Annotated in this window: 16 protein-coding genes and 1 pseudogene; 3 read left to right on the forward strand and 14 right to left on the reverse strand. The window is 63.3% G+C overall.

Annotated elements, in window-relative coordinates:
* Positions 1-74: 74 nt before the first annotated feature.
* The 6 genes from AC0L3O_RS14470 to cysG form a co-directional block, all read right to left on the reverse strand.
* Positions 75-695, reverse strand: a complete 621-nt coding sequence (locus tag AC0L3O_RS14470; RefSeq protein ID WP_473535412.1) for a DJ-1/PfpI family protein — start codon at positions 693-695, stop codon at positions 75-77.
* Positions 696-830: 135 nt separating this feature from the next.
* Complete coding sequence (locus tag AC0L3O_RS14475; RefSeq protein ID WP_473535413.1) at positions 831-1,367, reverse strand: DUF934 domain-containing protein; 537 nt, start codon at positions 1,365-1,367, stop codon at positions 831-833.
* Between the two features lie 166 nt (positions 1,368-1,533).
* A complete protein-coding gene (locus AC0L3O_RS14480; RefSeq protein WP_473535414.1) occupies positions 1,534-2,298 on the reverse strand; it encodes a phosphoadenylyl-sulfate reductase in 765 nt (254 codons plus the stop codon).
* Positions 2,273-3,943, reverse strand: a complete 1,671-nt coding sequence (locus AC0L3O_RS14485; RefSeq protein WP_473535415.1) for a nitrite/sulfite reductase — start codon at positions 3,941-3,943, stop codon at positions 2,273-2,275. Before AC0L3O_RS14485 ends, AC0L3O_RS14480 begins: the two co-directional genes overlap by 26 nt.
* Before the next feature lie 47 nt (positions 3,944-3,990).
* Complete coding sequence (locus AC0L3O_RS14490; RefSeq protein ID WP_128173485.1) at positions 3,991-4,296, reverse strand: DUF2849 domain-containing protein; 306 nt, start codon at positions 4,294-4,296, stop codon at positions 3,991-3,993.
* Positions 4,293-5,744, reverse strand: coding sequence for a siroheme synthase CysG (cysG, locus tag AC0L3O_RS14495; protein ID WP_473535417.1), 1,452 nt, complete (start codon positions 5,742-5,744; stop codon positions 4,293-4,295). Before cysG ends, AC0L3O_RS14490 begins: the two co-directional genes overlap by 4 nt.
* A 437-nt stretch (positions 5,745-6,181) precedes the next feature.
* On the opposite strand from cysG, the gene AC0L3O_RS14500 reads away from it, so the two are divergent.
* Both AC0L3O_RS14500 and AC0L3O_RS14505 read left to right on the forward strand, forming a co-directional pair.
* Positions 6,182-6,631: a baeRF12 domain-containing protein gene (locus AC0L3O_RS14500; protein ID WP_027153079.1), complete on the forward strand. Its 450-nt coding sequence runs from the start codon at positions 6,182-6,184 to the stop codon at positions 6,629-6,631.
* A gap of 198 nt (positions 6,632-6,829) precedes the next feature.
* Positions 6,830-8,627: pseudogene (locus AC0L3O_RS14505) on the forward strand (cation:proton antiporter domain-containing protein); the annotation flags it as partial.
* Between the two features lie 165 nt (positions 8,628-8,792).
* Here the strand turns inward: AC0L3O_RS14505 and AC0L3O_RS14510 are convergent.
* From AC0L3O_RS14510 to AC0L3O_RS14545, 8 genes are all read right to left on the reverse strand, one after another.
* Positions 8,793-9,545, reverse strand: coding sequence for an SDR family NAD(P)-dependent oxidoreductase (locus tag AC0L3O_RS14510; protein WP_065010150.1), 753 nt, complete (start codon positions 9,543-9,545; stop codon positions 8,793-8,795).
* Positions 9,546-9,601: 56 nt separating this feature from the next.
* The gene (locus tag AC0L3O_RS14515) at positions 9,602-11,854 is read right to left on the reverse strand and encodes a transglycosylase domain-containing protein (RefSeq protein WP_473615882.1); all 2,253 of its coding nucleotides are present in this window, start codon (positions 11,852-11,854) and stop codon (positions 9,602-9,604) included.
* Positions 11,855-12,299: 445 nt separating this feature from the next.
* Positions 12,300-12,689 carry a hypothetical protein gene (locus tag AC0L3O_RS14520; protein WP_023797418.1) on the reverse strand — a complete coding sequence of 130 codons (390 nt, stop codon included), beginning with the start codon at positions 12,687-12,689 and terminating at the stop codon, positions 12,300-12,302.
* A 207-nt stretch (positions 12,690-12,896) separates the two neighbouring features.
* The gene (locus AC0L3O_RS14525) at positions 12,897-13,043 is read right to left on the reverse strand and encodes a hypothetical protein (protein WP_023797417.1); all 147 of its coding nucleotides are present in this window, start codon (positions 13,041-13,043) and stop codon (positions 12,897-12,899) included.
* Positions 13,044-13,069: 26 nt separating this feature from the next.
* On the reverse strand, positions 13,070-13,324 hold the full coding sequence (locus tag AC0L3O_RS14530) for a GlsB/YeaQ/YmgE family stress response membrane protein (RefSeq protein WP_023797416.1): 255 nt from the start codon (positions 13,322-13,324) through the stop codon (positions 13,070-13,072).
* A gap of 105 nt (positions 13,325-13,429) precedes the next feature.
* Positions 13,430-13,678 (reverse strand): hypothetical protein, encoded by a 249-nt coding sequence (locus AC0L3O_RS14535; protein ID WP_023797415.1) that lies wholly within the window; start codon positions 13,676-13,678, stop codon positions 13,430-13,432.
* 51 nt (positions 13,679-13,729) lie between these two features.
* Complete coding sequence (locus tag AC0L3O_RS14540) at positions 13,730-14,350, reverse strand: ribonuclease D (protein WP_023797414.1); 621 nt, start codon at positions 14,348-14,350, stop codon at positions 13,730-13,732.
* A 111-nt stretch (positions 14,351-14,461) separates the two neighbouring features.
* Positions 14,462-15,847 (reverse strand): M20/M25/M40 family metallo-hydrolase, encoded by a 1,386-nt coding sequence (locus tag AC0L3O_RS14545; protein ID WP_473535421.1) that lies wholly within the window; start codon positions 15,845-15,847, stop codon positions 14,462-14,464.
* A 402-nt stretch (positions 15,848-16,249) separates the two neighbouring features.
* Here AC0L3O_RS14545 and polA point away from each other — a divergent pair, with 402 nt between their 5' ends.
* Entirely contained in the window at positions 16,250-19,216 is a 2,967-nt protein-coding gene (gene polA / locus AC0L3O_RS14550; RefSeq protein ID WP_473535422.1) for a DNA polymerase I, read from the forward strand.
* The last annotated feature ends 130 nt before the right edge of the window (positions 19,217-19,346 follow it).

Consider the following 19,346-nt stretch of genomic DNA (forward strand, 5'->3'; position numbering starts at 1 on the left):
CACATCCCAAAAACGAACGCGCGGCGCTGTAAAGCCGCCGCACCACAGGTGCGGCGGCTTTTATAATGTGTGGCTCAAGCCGCCTGGCGTTCGTCGCGCATCAGGATCTCGCCGTGGCGGATCTCGGTGCCAAGCACTTTCAGGCATTCGCGCATGAAGGCGGCCAGCCCCGGCCAGCCCTTGGCCGACACCAGATTGCCGTCGACATGGGCGCCGGTCGGCGCGACATCGATGTAGGTGCCGCCAGCGAGCGTGACTTCCGGCTCGCAATACTGCAGCGCCGCGACTTCCCTGCCACGCAGCACGCCGTCGACCGCCATCAGGATCTGGGCGCCGTGGCAAATGGTGAAGATCGGCTTGCCGGTCTCGTGGAAATGCCGCACCAGCGCCTGCACGCGCTTGTCGATGCGGATATATTCCGGCCCGCGCCCGCCTGCCGCATAGACGGCATCGTATTCAGCCGGATTGACCTCGGAAAACGTCTTGTTGAGGATGTAGTCGTGGCCGAGCTTTTCCGTATAGGTCTGGTGACCCTCGAAGTCGTGCAGCGACGTCTTCAGGATATCGCCTGCCTTCTTGTCGGGACACACGACATGCACGGTGTGGCCGACCGCATGCAAGGCCTGTTCAAAGACGAAAATCTCGTATTCCTCGCTGAACTCGCCAACGAGCATCAATATCTTCTTACCAGCCATTCCCGGTTCCTCCCTTGGTGGCGAATTTATTTCGGATCACGAAATAATAGGCCGTATCTTAAGGGGCGGATGCCGAAAATAAAAGATTGAATCGGCAAAGTGGTCCGACCAGATGCGACTTGCTCGGTGGGGAGATCAACCGGTGCGCACCCGCCGCCAGGAATATTTGGGGCCTTTGGCCTCCGGCTTCACGGTCGGCTGGTAGGACAGCGGCAGACCGCCGGTGCGGCCTTCCTCGAGCCGTTTCAGCAACACTGGATTTGATACTTCGAACTCGTCGAAGCCGAGGCGCAGCATATGCGGAAGCTGGTCGACCAGAACCTGTCCGGTGGCGCGGACCGCGCCCTCGAAACGGTAGCGGCTGCGCAGCAGTTCGCCCTTGGAGAAGGAGCGGCCGTCACTGAAAGCCGGGAAGGCCAGCGCCACCAGCGATATCTGGTCGAGCAGGTCCGCGATCTTTTCGAGCTGATCGCCGGGCTGAAGCAGCACGCCGAGGCGCTCCTTCGCCGACCGGCGCACCGCCGGATCGAGGTCGAGAAACACCTGCAGCGGCAGGATGAAGCGGCCATTGCCGGACAGTGCGTCGGCGCTCTCGGCATGGCTCCACTCGTCCTCGCTAAAACCTGTCGGGGTCCAGAGGCGGGTGGTGTTTTTCACTATCGATTCACTCATCGAGAAATCCCCAAGTCCCCAAATTCTAAAGTTGAAAACGCTCGAGGGTGTGTTGAGATTCAGGACAGGCCGAGCCGAGAATGGTGGCTTCCGAGAACCGGAGCGGAGCGTACTTTGGGTACGTGCCGCCATTCGCAGGCCAGCCTCACCTGAATATCGACATACCCTAAAGCGATGCGTCGGTCAGCGACTTCTCCAGCCCCGACAAATGGATGCCGCACTCTGTCTTGGCGTGCCCCACCCAGCGGCCGCTGCGTGCATCCTCGCCCGGCTGCACCGGCTGCGTGCACGGGAAGCAGCCTATCGAGAGATAGCCATAGGCGACCAGCGGATTCTCACGCAGCGCATGCGCGCGCATATAGTTAGCCTGGTCTGATGTCGTCCAATGCGCCAGCGGATTGATGCGAATGCGCGATCCGACCGCCTCGAACACCGGCAGAGATGCCCGCGTCGTCGCCTGAAAACGCTTGCGGCCGGTGAACCAAGCGCGGAACGGCTCGACGCCGCGCGCCAGCGGCTCGACCTTGCGGACCTCGCAGCAGGCGTCGGTGTCGGTTTCGTTCAGATTACCGGCCGGATCGATCCGTTCGAGCGCCGCTTCTTCGGGCATGATCACCCTTATATCGGTCAGCCCGAAATCGGCAACCAGCGCGTCGCGATAGCCAAGCGTCTCCTCGAAGTGCTTGCCGGTGTCGAGGAAGATGACCGGCAGCGTCCGGTCGATCTTGGCGATCATGTGCAGAAGCACTGCAGAATCCGCCCCGAACGACGAAACTGCGGCGATTTCACCTTGAAAGAATTCCCGGGCCGACCGCTCGATGATCTCCAGCGGCTTCAGATGACCATAGAGCGCATCGAGCCCCGCCGCTTCGGCGGCGATGCCGGCCTCGACGTCGACGATACGATCAAGCGGCCTTGGCTTCGCCAGCATAGAGCGCCTCCTTGAACGGCGCGGGACCGACACGGCGGTAGGCGTCGATGAATTTTTCGTTTCTGTCGAGCCGGAGGCCGAGATAGGTCTCGACGATCTGCTCGATGGCGTCGGTGATCTCTGCCGAGCTGAAGCCGCGGCCGATGATCTCGCCGACCGAGGTGTTCTCGTCGGCCGAGCCGCCGAGCGTGACCTGGTAGAGTTCGGCGCCCTTCTTCTCGACGCCGAGGATGCCGATATGGCCGACATGGTGATGGCCGCAGGCATTGATGCAGCCGGAAATCTTCAGCTTCAATTCGCCGATCTCGCGCTGACGCTCGAGCGAAGCGAAACGACGCGAGATTTCCTGCGCCACCGGAATCGAGCGCGCCGTGGCCAGCGCGCAATAGTCGAGGCCCGGGCACGAGATGATGTCTGATATCAGGTTGGAATTGGCGGTCGCCAGTCCGATGTCGACCAGCGCGTCATAGACCGCCTTGAGGTCGGCCCGCGCGACATGCGGCAGGATCAGGTTCTGCTCATGGCTGACGCGCAGCTCGTCGAAAGCATATTTTTCGGCAAGGTCGGCGACCGCTTCCATCTGGCTGTCGGAGGCGTCGCCCGGCGCTTCGCCAATGGCCTTGAGCGAGATGGTCACGGCGGCATAATCGGGGTGACGGTGGGTCACCACGTTCTGGTCGAGCCACTCCGAAAAGCTCTTCGAATCGAGGCGGGCGAGCTTGACGGCCTCGTCGCCTTCCGGCCGATCGACCAGCGCCGGCGGCGCGAAATAGGCATCGATGGCGCGGATGTCGGCTTCCGGCAGTTTTAGATCCGCATCCTTCAGCTCCTGCCATTCGGCCTCGACCTGGCGGGTGATCTCCTCGACGCCGGTCTCGTGGACGAGGATCTTGATGCGCGCCTTGTATTTGTTGTCGCGGCGGCCGTAGAGGTTGTAAACGCGCAGGATCGCCGTGCAATAGGACAGAAGGTCGGCCTCGGGCAGGAAGTCGCGGATCTTCTTGGCGATCATCGGCGTACGGCCCTGGCCGCCGCCGACATAGACGGCGAAACCGAGTTCGCCGGCAGCGTTCTTCTTCAAATGCAGGCCGATGTCATGCGTCTGGATGGCGGCGCGGTCGCGCTCCGCGCCGGTCACCGCGATCTTGAATTTTCTCGGCAGGAACGAGAATTCCGGATGCACCGACGACCATTGGCGCAGGATTTCCGCATAAGGACGCGGATCGGCCACCTCGTCGGCGGCGGCACCGGCAAAATGGTCGGCGGTGACGTTGCGGATGCAGTTGCCGCTGGTCTGGATGGCGTGCATCTCGACGCTCGCCAGATCGGCCAGGATCGCCGGAATGTCCGACAGCGCCGGCCAGTTGAACTGGATGTTCTGGCGCGTCGTGAAATGGCCGTAGCCCTTGTCGTATTTGCGGGCGATGTGGCCAAGCATGCGCAACTGCTTGCTGTTCAGCGTGCCGTAAGGCACCGCGATGCGCAGCATGTAGGCGTGCAACTGCAGGTAGACGCCATTCATCAGCCGCAGCGGCCGGAACTGATCCTCGGTGATCTCGCCGGCAAGCCGCCGCGCGACCTGATCGCTGAACTCGGCGACGCGGGCCTGGACGAAATCGTGATCGAACTCATCGTAACGGTACATGTCTGGTCTTTCCGGGCGCGTCCGCCCGTTGTCTTCAATGTGGTCGTTTACGCCGCCCGGGCGGCTACCGGGCGGGCCTGCTTGCCCAGGTCGTTGCGGTTGGTCGGGCCGGCGGCGCGGATCTTTTCGCGCAGCCGGACCGGCTCGACGACACCATTGGCGACGGTCACGTCGATCAGATTGACGTCGACCACTTCATTGTTGGCAGAGGCCGTGGCGCCGATCGCCTCCAGCCGGTCTTCAGCCGCCTTGTCATAGGCGATATCGGCATTGTCGATGGTCTCGGCCCAGCCGCCATTGGCGTACCAGACGGCCTCGCCGTCGGCGAGGCGGTTTGCTGTCAGAACTTTCATCGATCAGCTCCTTCGGCGGCTGTTTGGGCCGCGCCTTCATGCCTGTGTGCCGCCAGCGGCTCGGAACGTTCAAAATTGGCGCCGGCGACCGCATCGCCGATGATGGTCATGACCGGACCGGTAAGGTCGGCGCGAATCTCCAGCGACGGCAGGTCGGCGAGCGTGCCGTGGAAACGGCGGCGGTTGGCAAGGCTGGCATTCTCGACCACGGCGACCGCCGTATCCGGCGACAGGCCGGCCTCGATCAGCCGGCCGGCAACCTCGGCCGCGACCGAGCGGCCCATATAGACGGCGACCGTGGCGCCGGAAATGGCGAGCTTGGCCCAGTCGGGCAGCGAATTTCCCTTGAGGTCGTGGCCGGTGGTGAACACCATCGACGACGACACGCCGCGCAGCGTCAGCGGCAGCTCGAAATCGGCGGCGGCGGCGAAGGCCGCGGTGACGCCCGGAACCACCTCATAGGCGATGCCGGCATCGCGCAGCGCTGCCATTTCCTCGCCCGCCCGGCCGAACACCAGCGGATCGCCGGATTTCAGCCGCACGACGCGCTTGCCGTCGCGGCCGAGCTCGATCAGCAGCGCATTGATCTCGGCCTGGCTCTTGGTGTGGCAGCCCTTGCGTTTGCCTACCGGCAGACGCTCGGCGTCGCGACGGCCCATGGCGACGATCGCCTCCGGCACCAGCGCATCATGGACGATGACATCGGCTTCCATCAGCAGCCGGTGGGCGCGCAGCGTCAGCAGGTCTTCGGCGCCGGGACCCGCGCCAACCAGGGCAATGTGACCCGATGCCGGCGCGTTCGAAAGCAACAGGTCGACGGCGGCACCGTGCGCCTGCGAAAGCTGGCCAGCCTCCATGGCGCGGGCCGGCGCGCCGCCGAAAAACTCGCTCCAGAAGCGGCGGCGGGCATTGCCTTTCGGCAGCAATCTCTCAACAGTGCCGCGCAACGAGGCAGCAAGCGAAGCAAGCGGCCCGAGCGACGGCGACAGCATGCGGTCGATTCGGCTGCGCAGCATCTGGGCAAGCACCGGTCCGGCCCCTTCCGTGCCGATGGCAATGGCGACCGGCGCGCGGTTGACCAGCGCCGGGGTGAAGAAATCGCACAGCTCCGGCCGGTCGACGGCATTGACCGGAATGCCCAGCCGGCGCGCATCCTCGGCAACGCGGCGGTCAAGCGCCTCGTTGCCGCTGGCAGCAAACACCATCACCGCGCTTTCGAGATGCGCGGCCTCATAGGCGGCAGCGATGTGGACGGCGCCATTCGCGGCGATGAAGGCCAGCAAATCATGCTCGGGGGCATCGGCTATGATGCGCAAGACGGCGCTCGACTGGCCGATCAGCCGCGCCTTGGCCAGAGCCTCCTCGCCGCCGCCGACGATGGCCACAGCTTCGCCAGCGAGCCGCATAAAGACGGGAAAGGCGTTGAGCTTGGCGGCGGCCTGCGGCATACGAGCGGAATCCTGAATACGCTGTCGGTTTTACGCGCGGGCGCGAAAAAACAGAAGGAACGCACTCGCGCATCGCTTCGTGCGAAGCAATCGCTTTTCCGCAAGCACCAGAGGCAGGAGAAAAAAATTCCACACCCACGAGTGGAGCGGATCCAAGCCGCTGTTGCGAGCCTTGATCTGCGGCCGTTCTAGCGACAAGCGAGATATATTACAAAACACTTTTTTCTAAATTCTACCAATCTAGTAGATTAAAGCCGACATGCGCTGAGCACCGTCATCCCCGTTGGTTGGCTTGCTCGCCGTGCTTGTCGTCATCGGAACATTCCTGCCTCGGCGCGCGTTTGCCTGTGCGAATCCGAGCCTGGCTGTCCAGCTGCGGCAATGGCTCCAGAGACGGGGCCTGGAAAACCATGAAAAACAGAAAAAGGAGCGCTCCGGTGAACAACCTCAAGCTGAAACGCGGACTGTGGGTCGTGGTCGCCGACGGCGAGAAGGCACTGTTCCTCGAGAACCGCGGCGACACCCAATATCCCGACCTTCAGGTCGTGCAGGAGATGGAACAGGAAAATCCGGCAACGCGAGAGCAAGGTTCGGACCGCCCGGGTCGCTACAGCGACGGCCCATCCGTCCACCGCAGCGCAGTCGAGGACACTGACTGGCATCGCCTCGGCAAGGAGCGTTTCGCCGACGAAGTTGCCGAGCGGCTGTACAAGCTCGCGCATCGCGGCGCCTTCAAGGAGATGGTGCTGATCGCACCGCCGCAGGTACTGGGTGACATGCGTCGAAAACTGCACAAGGAAGTTGCCGAGAAAATCACAGCGGAAATTCCCAAGACGCTGACCAACCACACCATCGTCGACATCGAAAACCTGCTGCAGGCCGCCTGATCGGGCATCAGGCGCGCAGGCCATCTCTTTTTAGCAGCGACCATTGCCAGCCCGAGGCGACCCGCCTTCTGCCACCCTTGTCGTCGGTCCATGGCATTTGCGGGTTGCCGCGCGGCCATCCGGGCCGCCATATTGCAAGGCGGCTGCTTCGGGCGGTGCATATCCGACATCGTAATTTTGAAAGGCGCTCCATAGACAATGCCGCATGACACGCCGCTTATCGCCACCATCGTCGCCGGTTTGGGGCTGGCTTTCGTCTTCGGCGCAATTGCCAATCGCTTCCGCATCCCGCCGCTGGTCGGTTACCTCGTCGCCGGCGTCCTGGTCGGGCCGAACACGCCGGGCTTCGTCGCCGATACCGGCCTCGCCAATGAACTGGCCGAAATCGGCGTGATCCTGTTGATGTTCGGCGTCGGCCTGCATGAAGGACTTGTTGTCGGTCCGCGCCATCGCCGTGCCCGGCGCCATCGTGCAGATCGGCTTCGCGACGGCTCTCGGCGCCGGCCTTGCCTGGATGCTCGGCTGGTCGATGGGCGGGGGGCTGGTGTTCGGGCTGGCGCTTTCCGTCGCCTCGACCGTTGTGCTGCTGCGTGCCTTGCAGGAGCGGCGGCTGATCGAGACCGAGCGCGGCCGCATCGCCGTCGGCTGGCTGATTGTCGAGGATCTGGCCATGGTGCTGGCGCTGGTATTGCTGCCGGCGTTGGCCGGCGTGCTGGGTGGCCAGCAGCAAGTGGAGAGCCACAGCAGGTCGCTGCCGGCGAGCTTCGGCGTCTGGGGCATCGTCGGCATGACGTTGGCCAAGGTCGCGGCCTTTGTCGTGGTTATGCTGGTGGTCGGCCGCCGGGTCATCCCCTGGATCCTGCACTACGTCGCCCATACCGGGTCGCGTGAATTGTTTCGGCTGGCGGTGCTGGCCATCGCGCTCGGGGTCGCCTTCGGCGCGGCCAAGCTATTCGGCGTCTCGCTGGCGCTGGGCGCATTCTTTGCCGGCATGATCATGAGCGAATCCGAACTCAGCCATCGGGCGGCCGAGGAATCGCTGCCGCTGCGCGACGCGTTCTCCGTGCTGTTCTTCGTTTCGGTCGGCATGCTGTTCGACCCGTTCAGCCTGATCAGCAATGGCTGGCCTATCCTGGCGGCACTGGCCATCATCGTCATCGGCAAATCGCTGGCGGCCTTCGTCATCGTCGTCGCCTTCCGTTATCCGATCGCGACCGCGTTGATGATTTCGGCAAGCTTGGCCCAGATCGGCGAATTCTCCTTCATTCTGGCCGAGCTCGGCGTCGGGCTGAAGCTGCTGCCCGAACAAGGACGCGACCTCATCCTCGCCGGTGCTATCCTGTCGATCGTCCTCAACCCGCTGATGTTCCTTGCCGTCGACTGGATGAAACCATGGCTGGAGAGGCGCGCCGGCAAGACGGCGCCGCTCGATGAGGCAAAGCCGATCGGCCCCGCGACGGAGCCAAGCCAGTTGGCTTCGGTTGCGGCACCGGTGAAAGAGGACGGCCCGCCGCCCAGCACAGCGCTTACCGGCCACTCCATCCTGGTCGGCTATGGCCGTGTCGGCAGCCTTGTCGGCGCGTCATTGAAGGAGGCCGCCCTGCCCTTCCTCGTCATCGAGGATGCCGACAAGACGCTGGCGAAGCTCAAGGACGACGGCATCGAAACCGTATCCGGCAATGCGGCGAATAGCGAGGTGTTCGCCGCAGCCAATCCCAAGGGCGCGAAGCGGCTGATCCTCGCCATCCCCAACGCCTTCGAGGCGGGACAGATCGTGCTGCGCGCCCGCGCCGCCAACCCGAAGATCAACGTCATCGCCCGCGCCCACTCCGATGCGGAGGTCGAGCATCTCAAGGGGCTCGGAGCCGACACGGTCATCATGGGTGAGCGCGAGATCGCGCGCGGGATCGTGGAAGAGGTTTTGGCAGCACCGAAAGCCTTCAGCAGCCTAAGCCTACGCCGCCCCTCACCCTCACCCTTACCCTTACCCTTACCCTTACCCTTACCCTTACCCTTACCCTTACCCTTACCCTTACCCTCTCCCCGTGAAGAACGGGGAGAGGGGGTCGCCAGCGTTGCGGTCAAGCCCCTTCTCCCCATTTTTTTCGGGAGAAGGTCCCGGCAGGGGGATGAGGGGCAGCCTCAACGATCGATCAAAAGCTCACACGTGCTGGCCGCCATTGATGTGGATTTCCGAGCCCGTCACATAGGACGCCTGCTGTGAGCACAGGAAGAAGATGATGTCGGCGACTTCCGCCGTGGTGCCCAGCCGCCGCAGCGGAATCGTCTCGACGATCTTTTCCGTGCCCGGTGACAGGATCGCGGTGTCGATCTCGCCAGGTGCGATGGCGTTGACGCGGATGCCGTGCGGGCCGAAATCATGCGCCATTTCGCGCGTCAGCGAGCCGAGCGCCGCCTTCGACGTCGCATAGGCGGTGCCGGCGAAGGGATGCACGCGAGTGCCGGCGATCGAAGTGACGTTGACGATCGAGCCCTTGGCCGACGCCAATTCCCTGAACAATCCCCGCGCCAGCATGATCGGCGCGAAGAAATTCACCTGGAACACGTCGCGCCAGACATGCATCGGCGTGTCGATCGAATTCATGCGGCTGTTGCCGTCCTTGAGCTTCGGCGAGATACCGGCATTGTTGACCAGCGCATGAAGTTGGCCGCCATGCGCCTCCAGCCGATGGCGGATCTCCGAGATCGCGATGCCGACATCCTCCTGGTCGGCGAGATCGACCTTGATGTGGTCTTCCGGACCGGCCGGCCACGGGCAGTCGTCGGCAAAGGCCTGGCGCGAGCAGGTGATGACGCGCCAGCCTTCGCGCGAAAAGCGCTTGACCGTAGCGTGGCCGATGCCGCGGCTGGCGCCGGTCAGCACGATGGTCTTTCTGGTGTCGGTCTCGGCCATTCACGATCTCTCTTTAACCCGCAGATGTAGCGGAACACGGCAACGATGACGAGGGGTCAGCCGCCGGTGAGGATGTCGAGGATCGAGGTCTGCCGCTTCTTGACCGGGCCGCCGACATCGGCGGGCGGCACCGGGCGCTTGATCGATGCGGTGGTGCCGCCACCGCCCGGCATGCCGAAGCCGCCGGCATCGACCGTTTCGGCGGGACGCACGGCGCGAGGCGGCGACGCTTTTTGGGCGGACGGCGCGGATTGGCCAACCGAAGCGGACGGCACCGGCGCCGGTTGCGCCGTGTTGGGCGGTAATTCGTCCTGCACGATCGTATCGGCAGGCGTCGACCGCCATGTTCCGGGCAGCGGCCGCACCGGCACGCCTTCGTGCGCGGCGACCATGAACTCATGCCAGGCCTGCGCCGGCAGCGCGCCGCCGGTGACCTTCTTCATCGGACCGCCATCGTCATTGCCGAACCAGACTCCGGTGGTGAGATTGGCGGTATAGCCGATGAACCAGGCGTCGCGCGAATTCTGGCTGGTGCCGGTCTTGCCGGCGGCCGGCCAGGCAAAGGCCGCCTTCCTGGCAGTGCCGATTTCAACGGTGCCCATCATCATAGAGTTCATCATGCCGACGATCTCGGGCTTGATGACGCGCGGGGCGCCGCCATTGTTGTCGTAGAGCACCTTGCCGCCGGCTGTCGTCACGCGGCGGATGAAATGGACATCCGGCCGGTAGCCGCCATTGGCGAAGGGGACATAGGCCGACGTCAGTTCCAGCGGTGTCACTTCGGAGGTGCCGAGCGCGATCGAGGTGTTGGCCGTGAGGTCGGACTGGACACCCATGCGATGCGCCGCCTCGACGACCGCGTCAGGCCCGACTTCCATGGTCAGCTGGGCGGCCACCGAGTTCAGTGACTTCGCCAGCGCCCTCGCCAGCGTCACCTTGCCGAAATACTTGCCGCCGTAATTGGTGGGCGTCCATTTGCCAATTTTGATCGGCGCGTCATTGCGCACGCTGTCGGGCGTGCGGCCGGCTTCCAGCGCCGCCATGTAAACAAAGGGCTTGAACGCCGAGCCGGGCTGGCGGCGCGCCTCCGAGGCGCGGTCGAACTGGCTGGTCGAATAATCATAGCCGCCGACCATGGCGCGTACCGCGCCGGAATTGTCGATCGACACCAGCACGCCCTGGCTGGCATTGAGCTTTTTGCCGCTGCCGTCGATCAGCCGGCGGATCGATTGTTCGGCGAGCTTCTGCAGCGTCAGGTCGACGGTGGCGTCGACGATGATGTCGCCGCGCACGTCGCCGATCAGGTCGGGCAGTTCTTCCACGATGGCGTCGGCGACGTAGTTTTCCGAGCCCGTCCAGTAGGATGCCACCCGCGACGCCGGCGCGCTCATCGCCGTGGTCAGTTCCTTGGCGCTGATCTTGCCTTCGTCGCGCATGGCGGCGAGAACAAGCTGCGAGCGCCGCTCGGCGGCCTTCGGGTCACGCGCCGGAGACAGTCGCGACGGCGCTTTCAACAGGCCGGCGAGGAGCGCGGCCTCCGGCAACGTGACGTCGCGCGCGCTCTTGCCGAAATAGCGGCGCGAGGCCGCTTCGACACCATAGGCGCCGGAGCCGAAATAGACCCGGTTGAGATACATTTCGAGGATCTGGTCCTTGGTGTGCTTGTGCTCGAGCCACAGCGCCAGAAGCACTTCCTGCACCTTGCGTTCCAGCGTGCGATCGGGTGTCAGGAACAGGTTTTTCGCCAATTGCTGGGTCAGCGTCGAACCGCCCTGCGAAAAACGCCCGCCGACAACGTTGGCCACCATGGCTCTGGACAGACCGATCGGGTCGATGCCCAAATGCGAATAGAAGCGGCGATCTTCGATGGCGATGACGGCTTCGGGAATATAGGTCGACATTTCATGCAGGCCGACGGCTTCGCCGCCGCTCATGCCGCGATTGGCAAGCAGCTTTCCGTCGACGGAGACGATCCTGATATTGGGTGCGCGGTCGGGAATGGCCCAGGTGGTGGCCGCCGGCATTTTCGCACCGTAATAGACAACGATGCCGGCGGTGGCGATGCCGCCCCAGATGGCCAGAACGAAGCACCAGTAGGCCAACCGGCCGAGCACGCCGAACAGGCCGCGCCGGCTTTTGCCGCGTCCTCGACGCGACGCTTTTGTCCTGGCCGATTGGCGCTTTGCAGAGGTCTTGCGGTTGCTCGGCACGACGCGATCCTCCTCGCTCACCGAAAAACCGGCCGAGGATTTCGCCCGTGGCGGTCCCTCGAAGCTCGGTTCGATGCGGCTGTCTCTGCGGTTCGCCATGCGCTGTGCTGTCTGTCCCGATGCTTATCGCATCGGCCCGAAACTCGCAATTTTCGGGCCGATGCGAAGCTTCAAAATCGTAGAGCGCACTCTGTGCGTCCGAACGGACGCACGTCGCTCCATGGCGTTCGGGGTGAAGAGTAGATGCGGCGATTTAAGGGCGGGTTAAATGGTTCAAAGTTAGTTCAATGCGTTACGGCACGTCACCGCTCCGTTCCTTGCTCCTGGCGGTCGGCAACAATGGCGTCTATCGCGAGACGGCGGAGCGTTCTCGCATTTCGGCATCAACTGCCCAGCCGCAGTCGTTCGGCGCGGACCGCCAATAGCAAGGTAGCCGCAATCTATGCTCGTCATTAGAGCGCGGTAAGTGCGTTCGATCGCGCTCTAACCCATTGACTCTACGCATGACCTTGTTACCAAAGTTACGCGAACTGGGGATCATGCGTTAGCCAATCGCAGCACGAACGGAAAGCGCTGCCCAGGATGATTGCATCGTCTCGCCCACATGGCAGTAGCAGACAATTTCGTGGAGCTCATCGTCGGTCAATTCGAAGAAACGCTTTGCTTCGCCATAAGTATCGTCTTTCAGCCCCTCATCGCGCAGGACCGAATCCTCGAAGGCAACCGATATTGGCGAGCCTTCGCCGCGCATAATGTCGCGCTCGGGTGACGAACGATATTCGGTCCCGATAAGTGCGGTGAGGAGTCGGTTGGGCTGCCGTTCAAGAAGTTTTGACCAACGTTCGAGACGCTGGGTTCGGTCCATTGCAGGAGGTGTTGGGTCTCTGTGTACCTTTGCCACCGTATGCAGTTGGTCCAGTGTTTGGTGCCTCATGGCAACCTCCTAATAGTAGGTGGGTTGGCCCCAAACTCCCTGTACCAAGATCATACCGCGAATGTGTCGATACGTCACTCTCATTCCATATCCGGCTTGGCTTCTATCCGGGTGCATCGAAGGATGGAGCGGCCCCTGCCTAATCGTCAATTCTCGGCCTGATAGGGTTAGATCATCGGCACCTCTGCCGTGCCACCCCAACGCCGCTCAGTTCTGCTGGATCGAAATGCCTTTGTCGTCGATCTTGAGTTCCACGCCCTCCGGCCTGGTTTGCTCGCGATAGACATAGATGCCGAGCGCGATGACCACGACGACGAGCGCGCCGATGACGAGATAGAGCATGTTCTGTTTCATGGCGCGCCTTGATGTGCTTCGCAGGATCAGGCCTGCTTCACCAGCTTGATCAGCACGAGCAGGATCACCGCGCCGATCGTGGCGTGGATAATGGAGGCAAGTATGCCACCGCCTATGGCGAATCCCAGCCTTGGGAAGAGCAAGCCGGCTATCAAGGCGCCGACGATGCCGACGACGATATTGCCGATCAGGCCGAGGCCGAAACCCTTGACGATCAAGCCGGCGAGCCAGCCGGCGATGGCGCCGATGATGATGAAGACAAGCAGGCTCTCAGTACCCATTGCAGATCCCTCCCGAGCGAATGGTCGCGGAGCGGAAAGCTCCGAATCGACCTCCGATTGCAACAGGTCCAACCTATTGGAAAGAAGCCGGCGCCGCCAGCGGCGTCATTCGCCGTCGTCATCCCCGGATGCAGGCCGCCAGCTGATCGGCTCGATCTTTCTTTGCGTATGACCGTCCGTATAGGCCCACCAGCCGGTGTCGTTCTCGTCCCAGTCGCCGCCGGCCGCTTTCAGCCGGTCGAGCGACCTGTACTGCGCGATGGATTCGTTCATCACCCCGTCGCTGTCCTTCCAGTAGACGGTGACCTTGGAGCCATCCCTGGGTGCTGTTTCGATTGGTTTTCTGGCAGCCATTTCATCCCCTCCATCGATCGATAGAACGTCGAGGCGAACGCCTGGTTCCACTTAGCTGTGGGCGAAGATGTCTGCCTCATCCCAGCCCATCAGGTCGAGTTTCGCACGCGTCGGCAGGAAGCGGAAGCAGGCCTCGGCCTCCTTGGTCCGGTTGTCGCGCGCCAGCCGCATCGTCAGCACATCGCGCAGCTGGTGCAGGTAAAGCACGTCGGAGGCTGCGTATTCGAGTTGTTCGGGCGACAGTGTCTCCGCCGCCCAGTCCGACGATTGCTGCGCCTTCGACAGGCTGACGCCGAGAAGCTCAAAACAAATGTCCTTCAGCCCGTGCCGGTCGGTGTAGGTTCGGGTCAGCCGCGAGGCGATCTTGGTGCAAAACACCGGCTCTGGCATTACGCCGAAGGCGTTGTAGAGGACGGCGAGATCGAAACGGCCGAAATGGAACAGCTTGGTTATGCTGCGGTTCCTGAGCAGGCTGACGAGGTTTGGCGCCTTCTTCTGGCCGGGCGCGATCTGGATGACGTCGGCGGAACCGTCGCCCGGCGAGATCTGCACCACGCAAAGCCGGTCGCGATGCGGATTGAGCCCCAGCGTCTCCGTGTCGATCGCGACCGCCCCGACGTCGTAGTGCAAGAGCCCGGGCAGGTCGTTCTTGTGGAAGCGGATATCGCTCATCGTCTTCTCCGGTCGCGGCCCATTCGTGCGTCCAACTGGGCGCGGCGTCGCTCTATCCCGTCCTCGCCGCGATCCGATGAAAAATCAACAGAAAGTTGCAGTCTGGCCCTCTCAGCGTGTCAGCGCGTCGAGAATGCGCGCCCACGAGCGCTGGCCCTTGTGGAAGGAACTCATCTCGTATTTCTCGTTCGGCGAATGGATGCGGTCATCGTCGAGCCCGAAACCGACAAGCAAGGATTCGATGCCGAGATAAGTCTGGAAATCGCCGACCACCGGGATCGAGCCGCCGCTTCCCGTGGTCACCCCCGGCTTCGGCCACTCGTCGGACAGCGCGTCCTTGGCCTTGGCGAGAAATGGCGAGTCGTAGGAAAGCTGGATCGCCGGCGAGCCGCCATGCGGGTGGAAATCGACTGAGCAGTCGGCCGGGATGCGCTCCCTGACGAAGGCCTGGAAAGCGGCGCGGATCTTTTCCGGGTTCTGCTTGTGGACGAGGCGGAAGGACACTTTTGCCGAGGCTTCCGCCGCGATCACCGTCTTGAACCCTTTGCCGGTATAGCCACCTATAATGCCGTTGAACTCAGCAGTCGGCCGCGCCCAGGTGAGTTCGAGCACCGAGCGGCCGTGTTCGCCGGAAGGGATCGACAGGCCGACGGGCCCAAGGAACGTCTCAGCGGTCTCGCCGAGCGCCTCCCACGACTTCAGGATCTGCGAAGGCGTCTCCTCGACACCGTCATAGAAACCGGGAATGGTGACGCGGCCGTCATTGTCGTGGATGTCGGCCAGGATCCTGGCCAGGATGCGAATCGGATTGGCGGCAGCACCGCCGTAGAGACCGGAATGCAGGTCGCGGTCGGCGGCTTTCACCGTGATCTCCTCGCCGACCAGACCGCGCAGCGCGACGCAGATCGACGGCGTATCGCGGTCCCACATGCCGGTGTCGCAGACGAGGGCGAAGTCGGCCTTGAGTTCGGCCGCATTTGCCTCGAGGAACGGCTTCAGCGATGGCGAGCCGGACTCCTCCTCGCCCTCGAACAGAATTGTGATGCGGCACGGCAGCCCGCCATGCACCTGCTTCCAGGCGCGGCAAGCCTCGACGAAGGTCATCAACTGCCCCTTGTCGTCGGCCGAACCACGTCCCGTGATCACCTGGCGGCCGGGCTCGATCTGCTTTACCGAAGGTGCGAACGGATCGCTTTCCCAGAGCTCGATCGGGTCGACCGGCTGCACGTCGTAATGGCCATAGAACAGGACATGCGGCGCGCCTGCCGGCCCGTCATGGTGCGCCACCACCATCGGATGGCCTGGCGTGTCTCGCACGCTGGCGTCGAAGCCGATCAGCTCGTGCTCAGCCACCAGCCATTCCGCCGCCTTGCGGCAGTCTGCGGCATAGGATGGATCGGTGGAGATCGACTTTATCCTGAGCAGGCCAAACAGGCGCTCCAGGCTCTCGTCGAGATTTTTGTCGAGGCGGTCGAGGACGGGAGAAATTCTGGACATTTTATCAAACCTTTCGATTCTGAGCGGCAACCCTAAAGCTGCGAGGCAGAAACGAAAAGCCGGCGGTCGTTGGACCACGGGCACCGAAAGGCAAAAAAATGCCGCCGTGGTGGAGGGGAACCACGGCGGCCTTTACTCGAAAGGATGCGGCAGCCCGGAGAGGGGGGATAGGCTGCCGCAAGTGTCCGGGATAGGCGGGGGACGGGCCTTGCTCCGGACCTCGGCGAAAAATGCCGATGGCATTTATCTGTGTCTCCGAACGTGGCGATTCAAGGGCACGAAGATTACACTTTCGTAACATACCCGTGATCGGATCGACGTGTCAGGGATGTTGCCGGAACCGGTGGTTGAGGCCGCCTTTGGCATGGACCACGACGCCGCGCCGCGCTATCCCTTCGTCCCATGAAAAAAGGCGATCATCTGTTCCTTGTCGACGGCTCCGGCTACATCTTCCGTGCCTATCACGCGCTGCCGCCACTGACCCGCAAATCCGATGGGCTGCCGACCAGTGCCGTTCTCGGCTTCTGCAACATGGTGTGGAAGCTGACGCAGGACGCCCGCAACACCGATGTCGGCATCGTGCCGACGCATTTCGCCGTCATCTTCGACTATTCGTCGAAAACCTTCCGCAACGACCTCTACCCCGAATACAAGGCCAACCGCTCGGCACCGCCGGAAGATCTGATCCCGCAGTTCGGCCTGATCCGCCAGGCGACCAGGGCCTTCAACCTGCCCTGCCTCGAGACGGAAGGCTACGAGGCCGACGACCTGATCGCCACCTATTGCCGGCTTGCCTGCGAAGCCGGCGCCGACACCACCATCATCTCCTCCGACAAGGATCTGATGCAGCTGGTCGGCCCTTCGGTCGCCATGTACGACCCGATGAAGGACCGCCAGATCGGCGTTCCCGAGGTGATCGAGAAATGGGGCGTGCCGCCGGAAAAAATGATCGACCTGCAGGCGCTGACCGGCGATTCGGTCGACAATGTGCCGGGCGTGCCCGGCATCGGGCCGAAGACGGCGGCGCAATTGCTGGAACAGTTCGGCGATCTCGATACGCTGCTCGCCCGTGCCACCGAGATCAAGCAGGACAAGCGCCGCGAATCGATCATCGCCAATGCCGACAAGGCGCGCATCTCGCGTGAACTGGTGACGCTGAAGAACGACGTGCCGTTGAACGGCGGGCTCGATGATTTCGTGTTGCACCCGCCCGACGGACCAAGGCTGATCGGCTTCCTCAAGACGATGGAATTCTCCTCGCTGACCCGCCGCGTGGCGGAAGCAACCGGAACAGAAGCGGCTGACGTCAAGGCCATGCCCGTCATGATCGAGCGCGCCGACACCGCGCATGGTCCCGATATGGGGTTTGGCGTGCCGGGCGCCGCCGAAAGCGCGGCGGGCACAGTGACAGACGAAGCCGGGGAAGCGGTGCCGGCCACCGTCAAGGTGGAACCCACGCAAGGCGACACCCCATCGCTTCTCTCGGCGCTTCGCTTCGAGGACGCCACCGCCAGCAAGATCGACACCAGCGCCTACGTCTCCATCCGCGACACTGAAGTGTTGAAGGCATGGGTGGCCGTGGCGATGGAGGCCGGCATCGTCGGCTTCGACACCGAGACCAATTCAGCCGATCCGATGCAGGCCGAGTTGATCGGCCTGTCCATAGCCACTGCGCCCGGTCGCGCCGCCTATGTGCCGCTCGCCCACAAACGCGGCAATGGCGACCTGCTCGGCGGCGGAGTGGTCGAAAACCAGATTCCGATCCGTGATGCGCTTGCCATTCTGAAGCCGTTGCTGGAGGACAGGTCGGTTCTCAAGATCGTTCAGGAGCTGAAATACGACCTCGTCGTCATGAGCCGCCACGGCATCGATATCGCCCCCTTCGACGACACCATGCTGATTTCCTATGTGCTCGACGCAGGCACGTCCGGCGGCCACAGCATGGCGGCCCTGTCGGAAAAGTGGCTCGGCCACTCGACCATTGCCCTCAAGGAACTGGCCGGCTCTGGACGAAGCTTCGTCGGCTTCGACCAGGTCGACATCGACAAGGCAACCGCCTATGCCGCGGAGCATGCCGATGTGACGCTCAGGCTCTGGCGGGTGCTGAAGCCGCGGCTTGCCGCCAAGGGCCTCGTCTCGGTCTACGAGCGGCTGGAACGGCCGCTGGTGCCGGTTCTGGCAAGGATGGAGCAGCGCGGCATCTCCGTCGACCGGGAGATCCTGTCGCGGCTCTCCGGCGAGCTGGCACAGGGCGCCGCGCGGCTGGAGGACGAGATCTACCAGCTCGTCGGCGAGCGCATCAATATCGGCTCGCCAAAACAGCTCGGCGACATCCTGTTCGGCAGGATGGGCCTGCCCGGCGGCTCCAAGACCAAGACCGGCCAATGGTCGACCTCGGCCCAGCTCCTGGAAGACCTCGCCGCAGAAGGCCACGAGCTGCCGCGCAAGATCGTCGACTGGCGCCAGCTGACCAAATTGAAATCGACCTATACCGATGCGCTGCCCGGTTTCGTCCATCCCGATACGAAGCGCGTCCACACCTCATACGCGCTTGCCGCAACGACGACGGGCCGGCTGTCGTCCTCCGATCCCAATTTGCAGAACATTCCGGTACGCACCGTCGAGGGGCGAAAGATCCGGACGGCGTTCATCGCCGACAAGGGCAACAAGCTGGTTTCCGCCGACTACAGCCAGATCGAGCTGCGCGTGCTCGCCCATGTCGCCGAGATCCCGCAGCTCAAGCAGGCGTTTGCCGACGGCGCCGACATCCACGCCATCACCGCCTCGGAGATGTTCAACGTGCCGGTCGAGGGCATGCCCTCGGAGGTACGCCGCCGCGCCAAGGCGATCAATTTTGGCATCATCTACGGCATTTCCGCCTTTGGCCTGGCCAACCAGCTGTCGATTCCGCGCGAAGAGGCCGGCGCCTACATCAAGAAATACTTCGAACGCTTCCCCGGCATCCGCGATTATATCGACGCGACCAAGGCCTATGCCCGCGAATACGGCTATGTCGAAACGATCTTCGGCCGCCGCATCCACTACCCGGAGATACGGTCGTCAAACCCGTCGGTCCGTGCCTTCAACGAGCGCGCCTCGATCAACGCCCGGCTGCAGGGCACCGCGGCCGACATCATCCGCCGCGCCATGATCCGCATGGACGAAGCGCTGGAAAAGGCGAAGCTGTCCGCCCGCATGCTGCTGCAAGTGCATGACGAACTGGTCTTCGAGACGGCCGAAGCGGAGGTCGAGGCGACGATCCCCGTCGTGCGTCATGTGATGGAGAACGCCGCGATGCCGGCGGTGTCGATGTCCGTGCCGCTGCACGTCGACGCCCGCGCCGCCGACAATTGGGAAGAGGCGCATTAGCGCCTCATGCGGATGTCCGCGGCCGACCAGTTGCAATCTGTAGCGATCCTTCGCGCCCCCCTCTGTCCTGCCGGACATCTCCCCCACGAGGGGTAGATTGGCAGCTTCGGCGCTGCAACCATCTTGCTCC

This window comes from Mesorhizobium sp. WSM4810, assembly GCF_055811235.1.

What these genes read in the sequence shown, in the direction of transcription:
- AC0L3O_RS14515 (WP_473615882.1), bottom strand. Translation starts at nt 11,854, where the DNA reads ATGGCGAACCGCAGAGACAGCCGCATCGAACCGAGCTTCGAGGGACCG.
- AC0L3O_RS14485 (WP_473535415.1), bottom strand. Translation starts at nt 3,943, where the DNA reads ATGTACCGTTACGATGAGTTCGATCACGATTTCGTCCAGGCCCGCGTC.
- polA (WP_473535422.1), top strand. Translation starts at nt 16,250, where the DNA reads ATGAAAAAAGGCGATCATCTGTTCCTTGTCGACGGCTCCGGCTACATC.
- AC0L3O_RS14545 (WP_473535421.1), bottom strand. Translation starts at nt 15,847, where the DNA reads ATGTCCAGAATTTCTCCCGTCCTCGACCGCCTCGACAAAAATCTCGAC.
- AC0L3O_RS14475 (WP_473535413.1), bottom strand. Translation starts at nt 1,367, where the DNA reads ATGAGTGAATCGATAGTGAAAAACACCACCCGCCTCTGGACCCCGACA.
- AC0L3O_RS14470 (WP_473535412.1), bottom strand. Translation starts at nt 695, where the DNA reads ATGGCTGGTAAGAAGATATTGATGCTCGTTGGCGAGTTCAGCGAGGAA.
- AC0L3O_RS14480 (WP_473535414.1), bottom strand. Translation starts at nt 2,298, where the DNA reads ATGCTGGCGAAGCCAAGGCCGCTTGATCGTATCGTCGACGTCGAGGCC.
- AC0L3O_RS14490 (WP_128173485.1), bottom strand. Translation starts at nt 4,296, where the DNA reads ATGAAAGTTCTGACAGCAAACCGCCTCGCCGACGGCGAGGCCGTCTGG.
- AC0L3O_RS14520 (WP_023797418.1), bottom strand. Translation starts at nt 12,689, where the DNA reads ATGAGGCACCAAACACTGGACCAACTGCATACGGTGGCAAAGGTACAC.
- AC0L3O_RS14530 (WP_023797416.1), bottom strand. Translation starts at nt 13,324, where the DNA reads ATGGGTACTGAGAGCCTGCTTGTCTTCATCATCATCGGCGCCATCGCC.
- AC0L3O_RS14535 (WP_023797415.1), bottom strand. Translation starts at nt 13,678, where the DNA reads ATGGCTGCCAGAAAACCAATCGAAACAGCACCCAGGGATGGCTCCAAG.
- AC0L3O_RS14540 (WP_023797414.1), bottom strand. Translation starts at nt 14,350, where the DNA reads ATGAGCGATATCCGCTTCCACAAGAACGACCTGCCCGGGCTCTTGCAC.
- AC0L3O_RS14510 (WP_065010150.1), bottom strand. Translation starts at nt 9,545, where the DNA reads ATGGCCGAGACCGACACCAGAAAGACCATCGTGCTGACCGGCGCCAGC.
- AC0L3O_RS14525 (WP_023797417.1), bottom strand. Translation starts at nt 13,043, where the DNA reads ATGAAACAGAACATGCTCTATCTCGTCATCGGCGCGCTCGTCGTCGTG.
- cysG (WP_473535417.1), bottom strand. Translation starts at nt 5,744, where the DNA reads ATGCCGCAGGCCGCCGCCAAGCTCAACGCCTTTCCCGTCTTTATGCGG.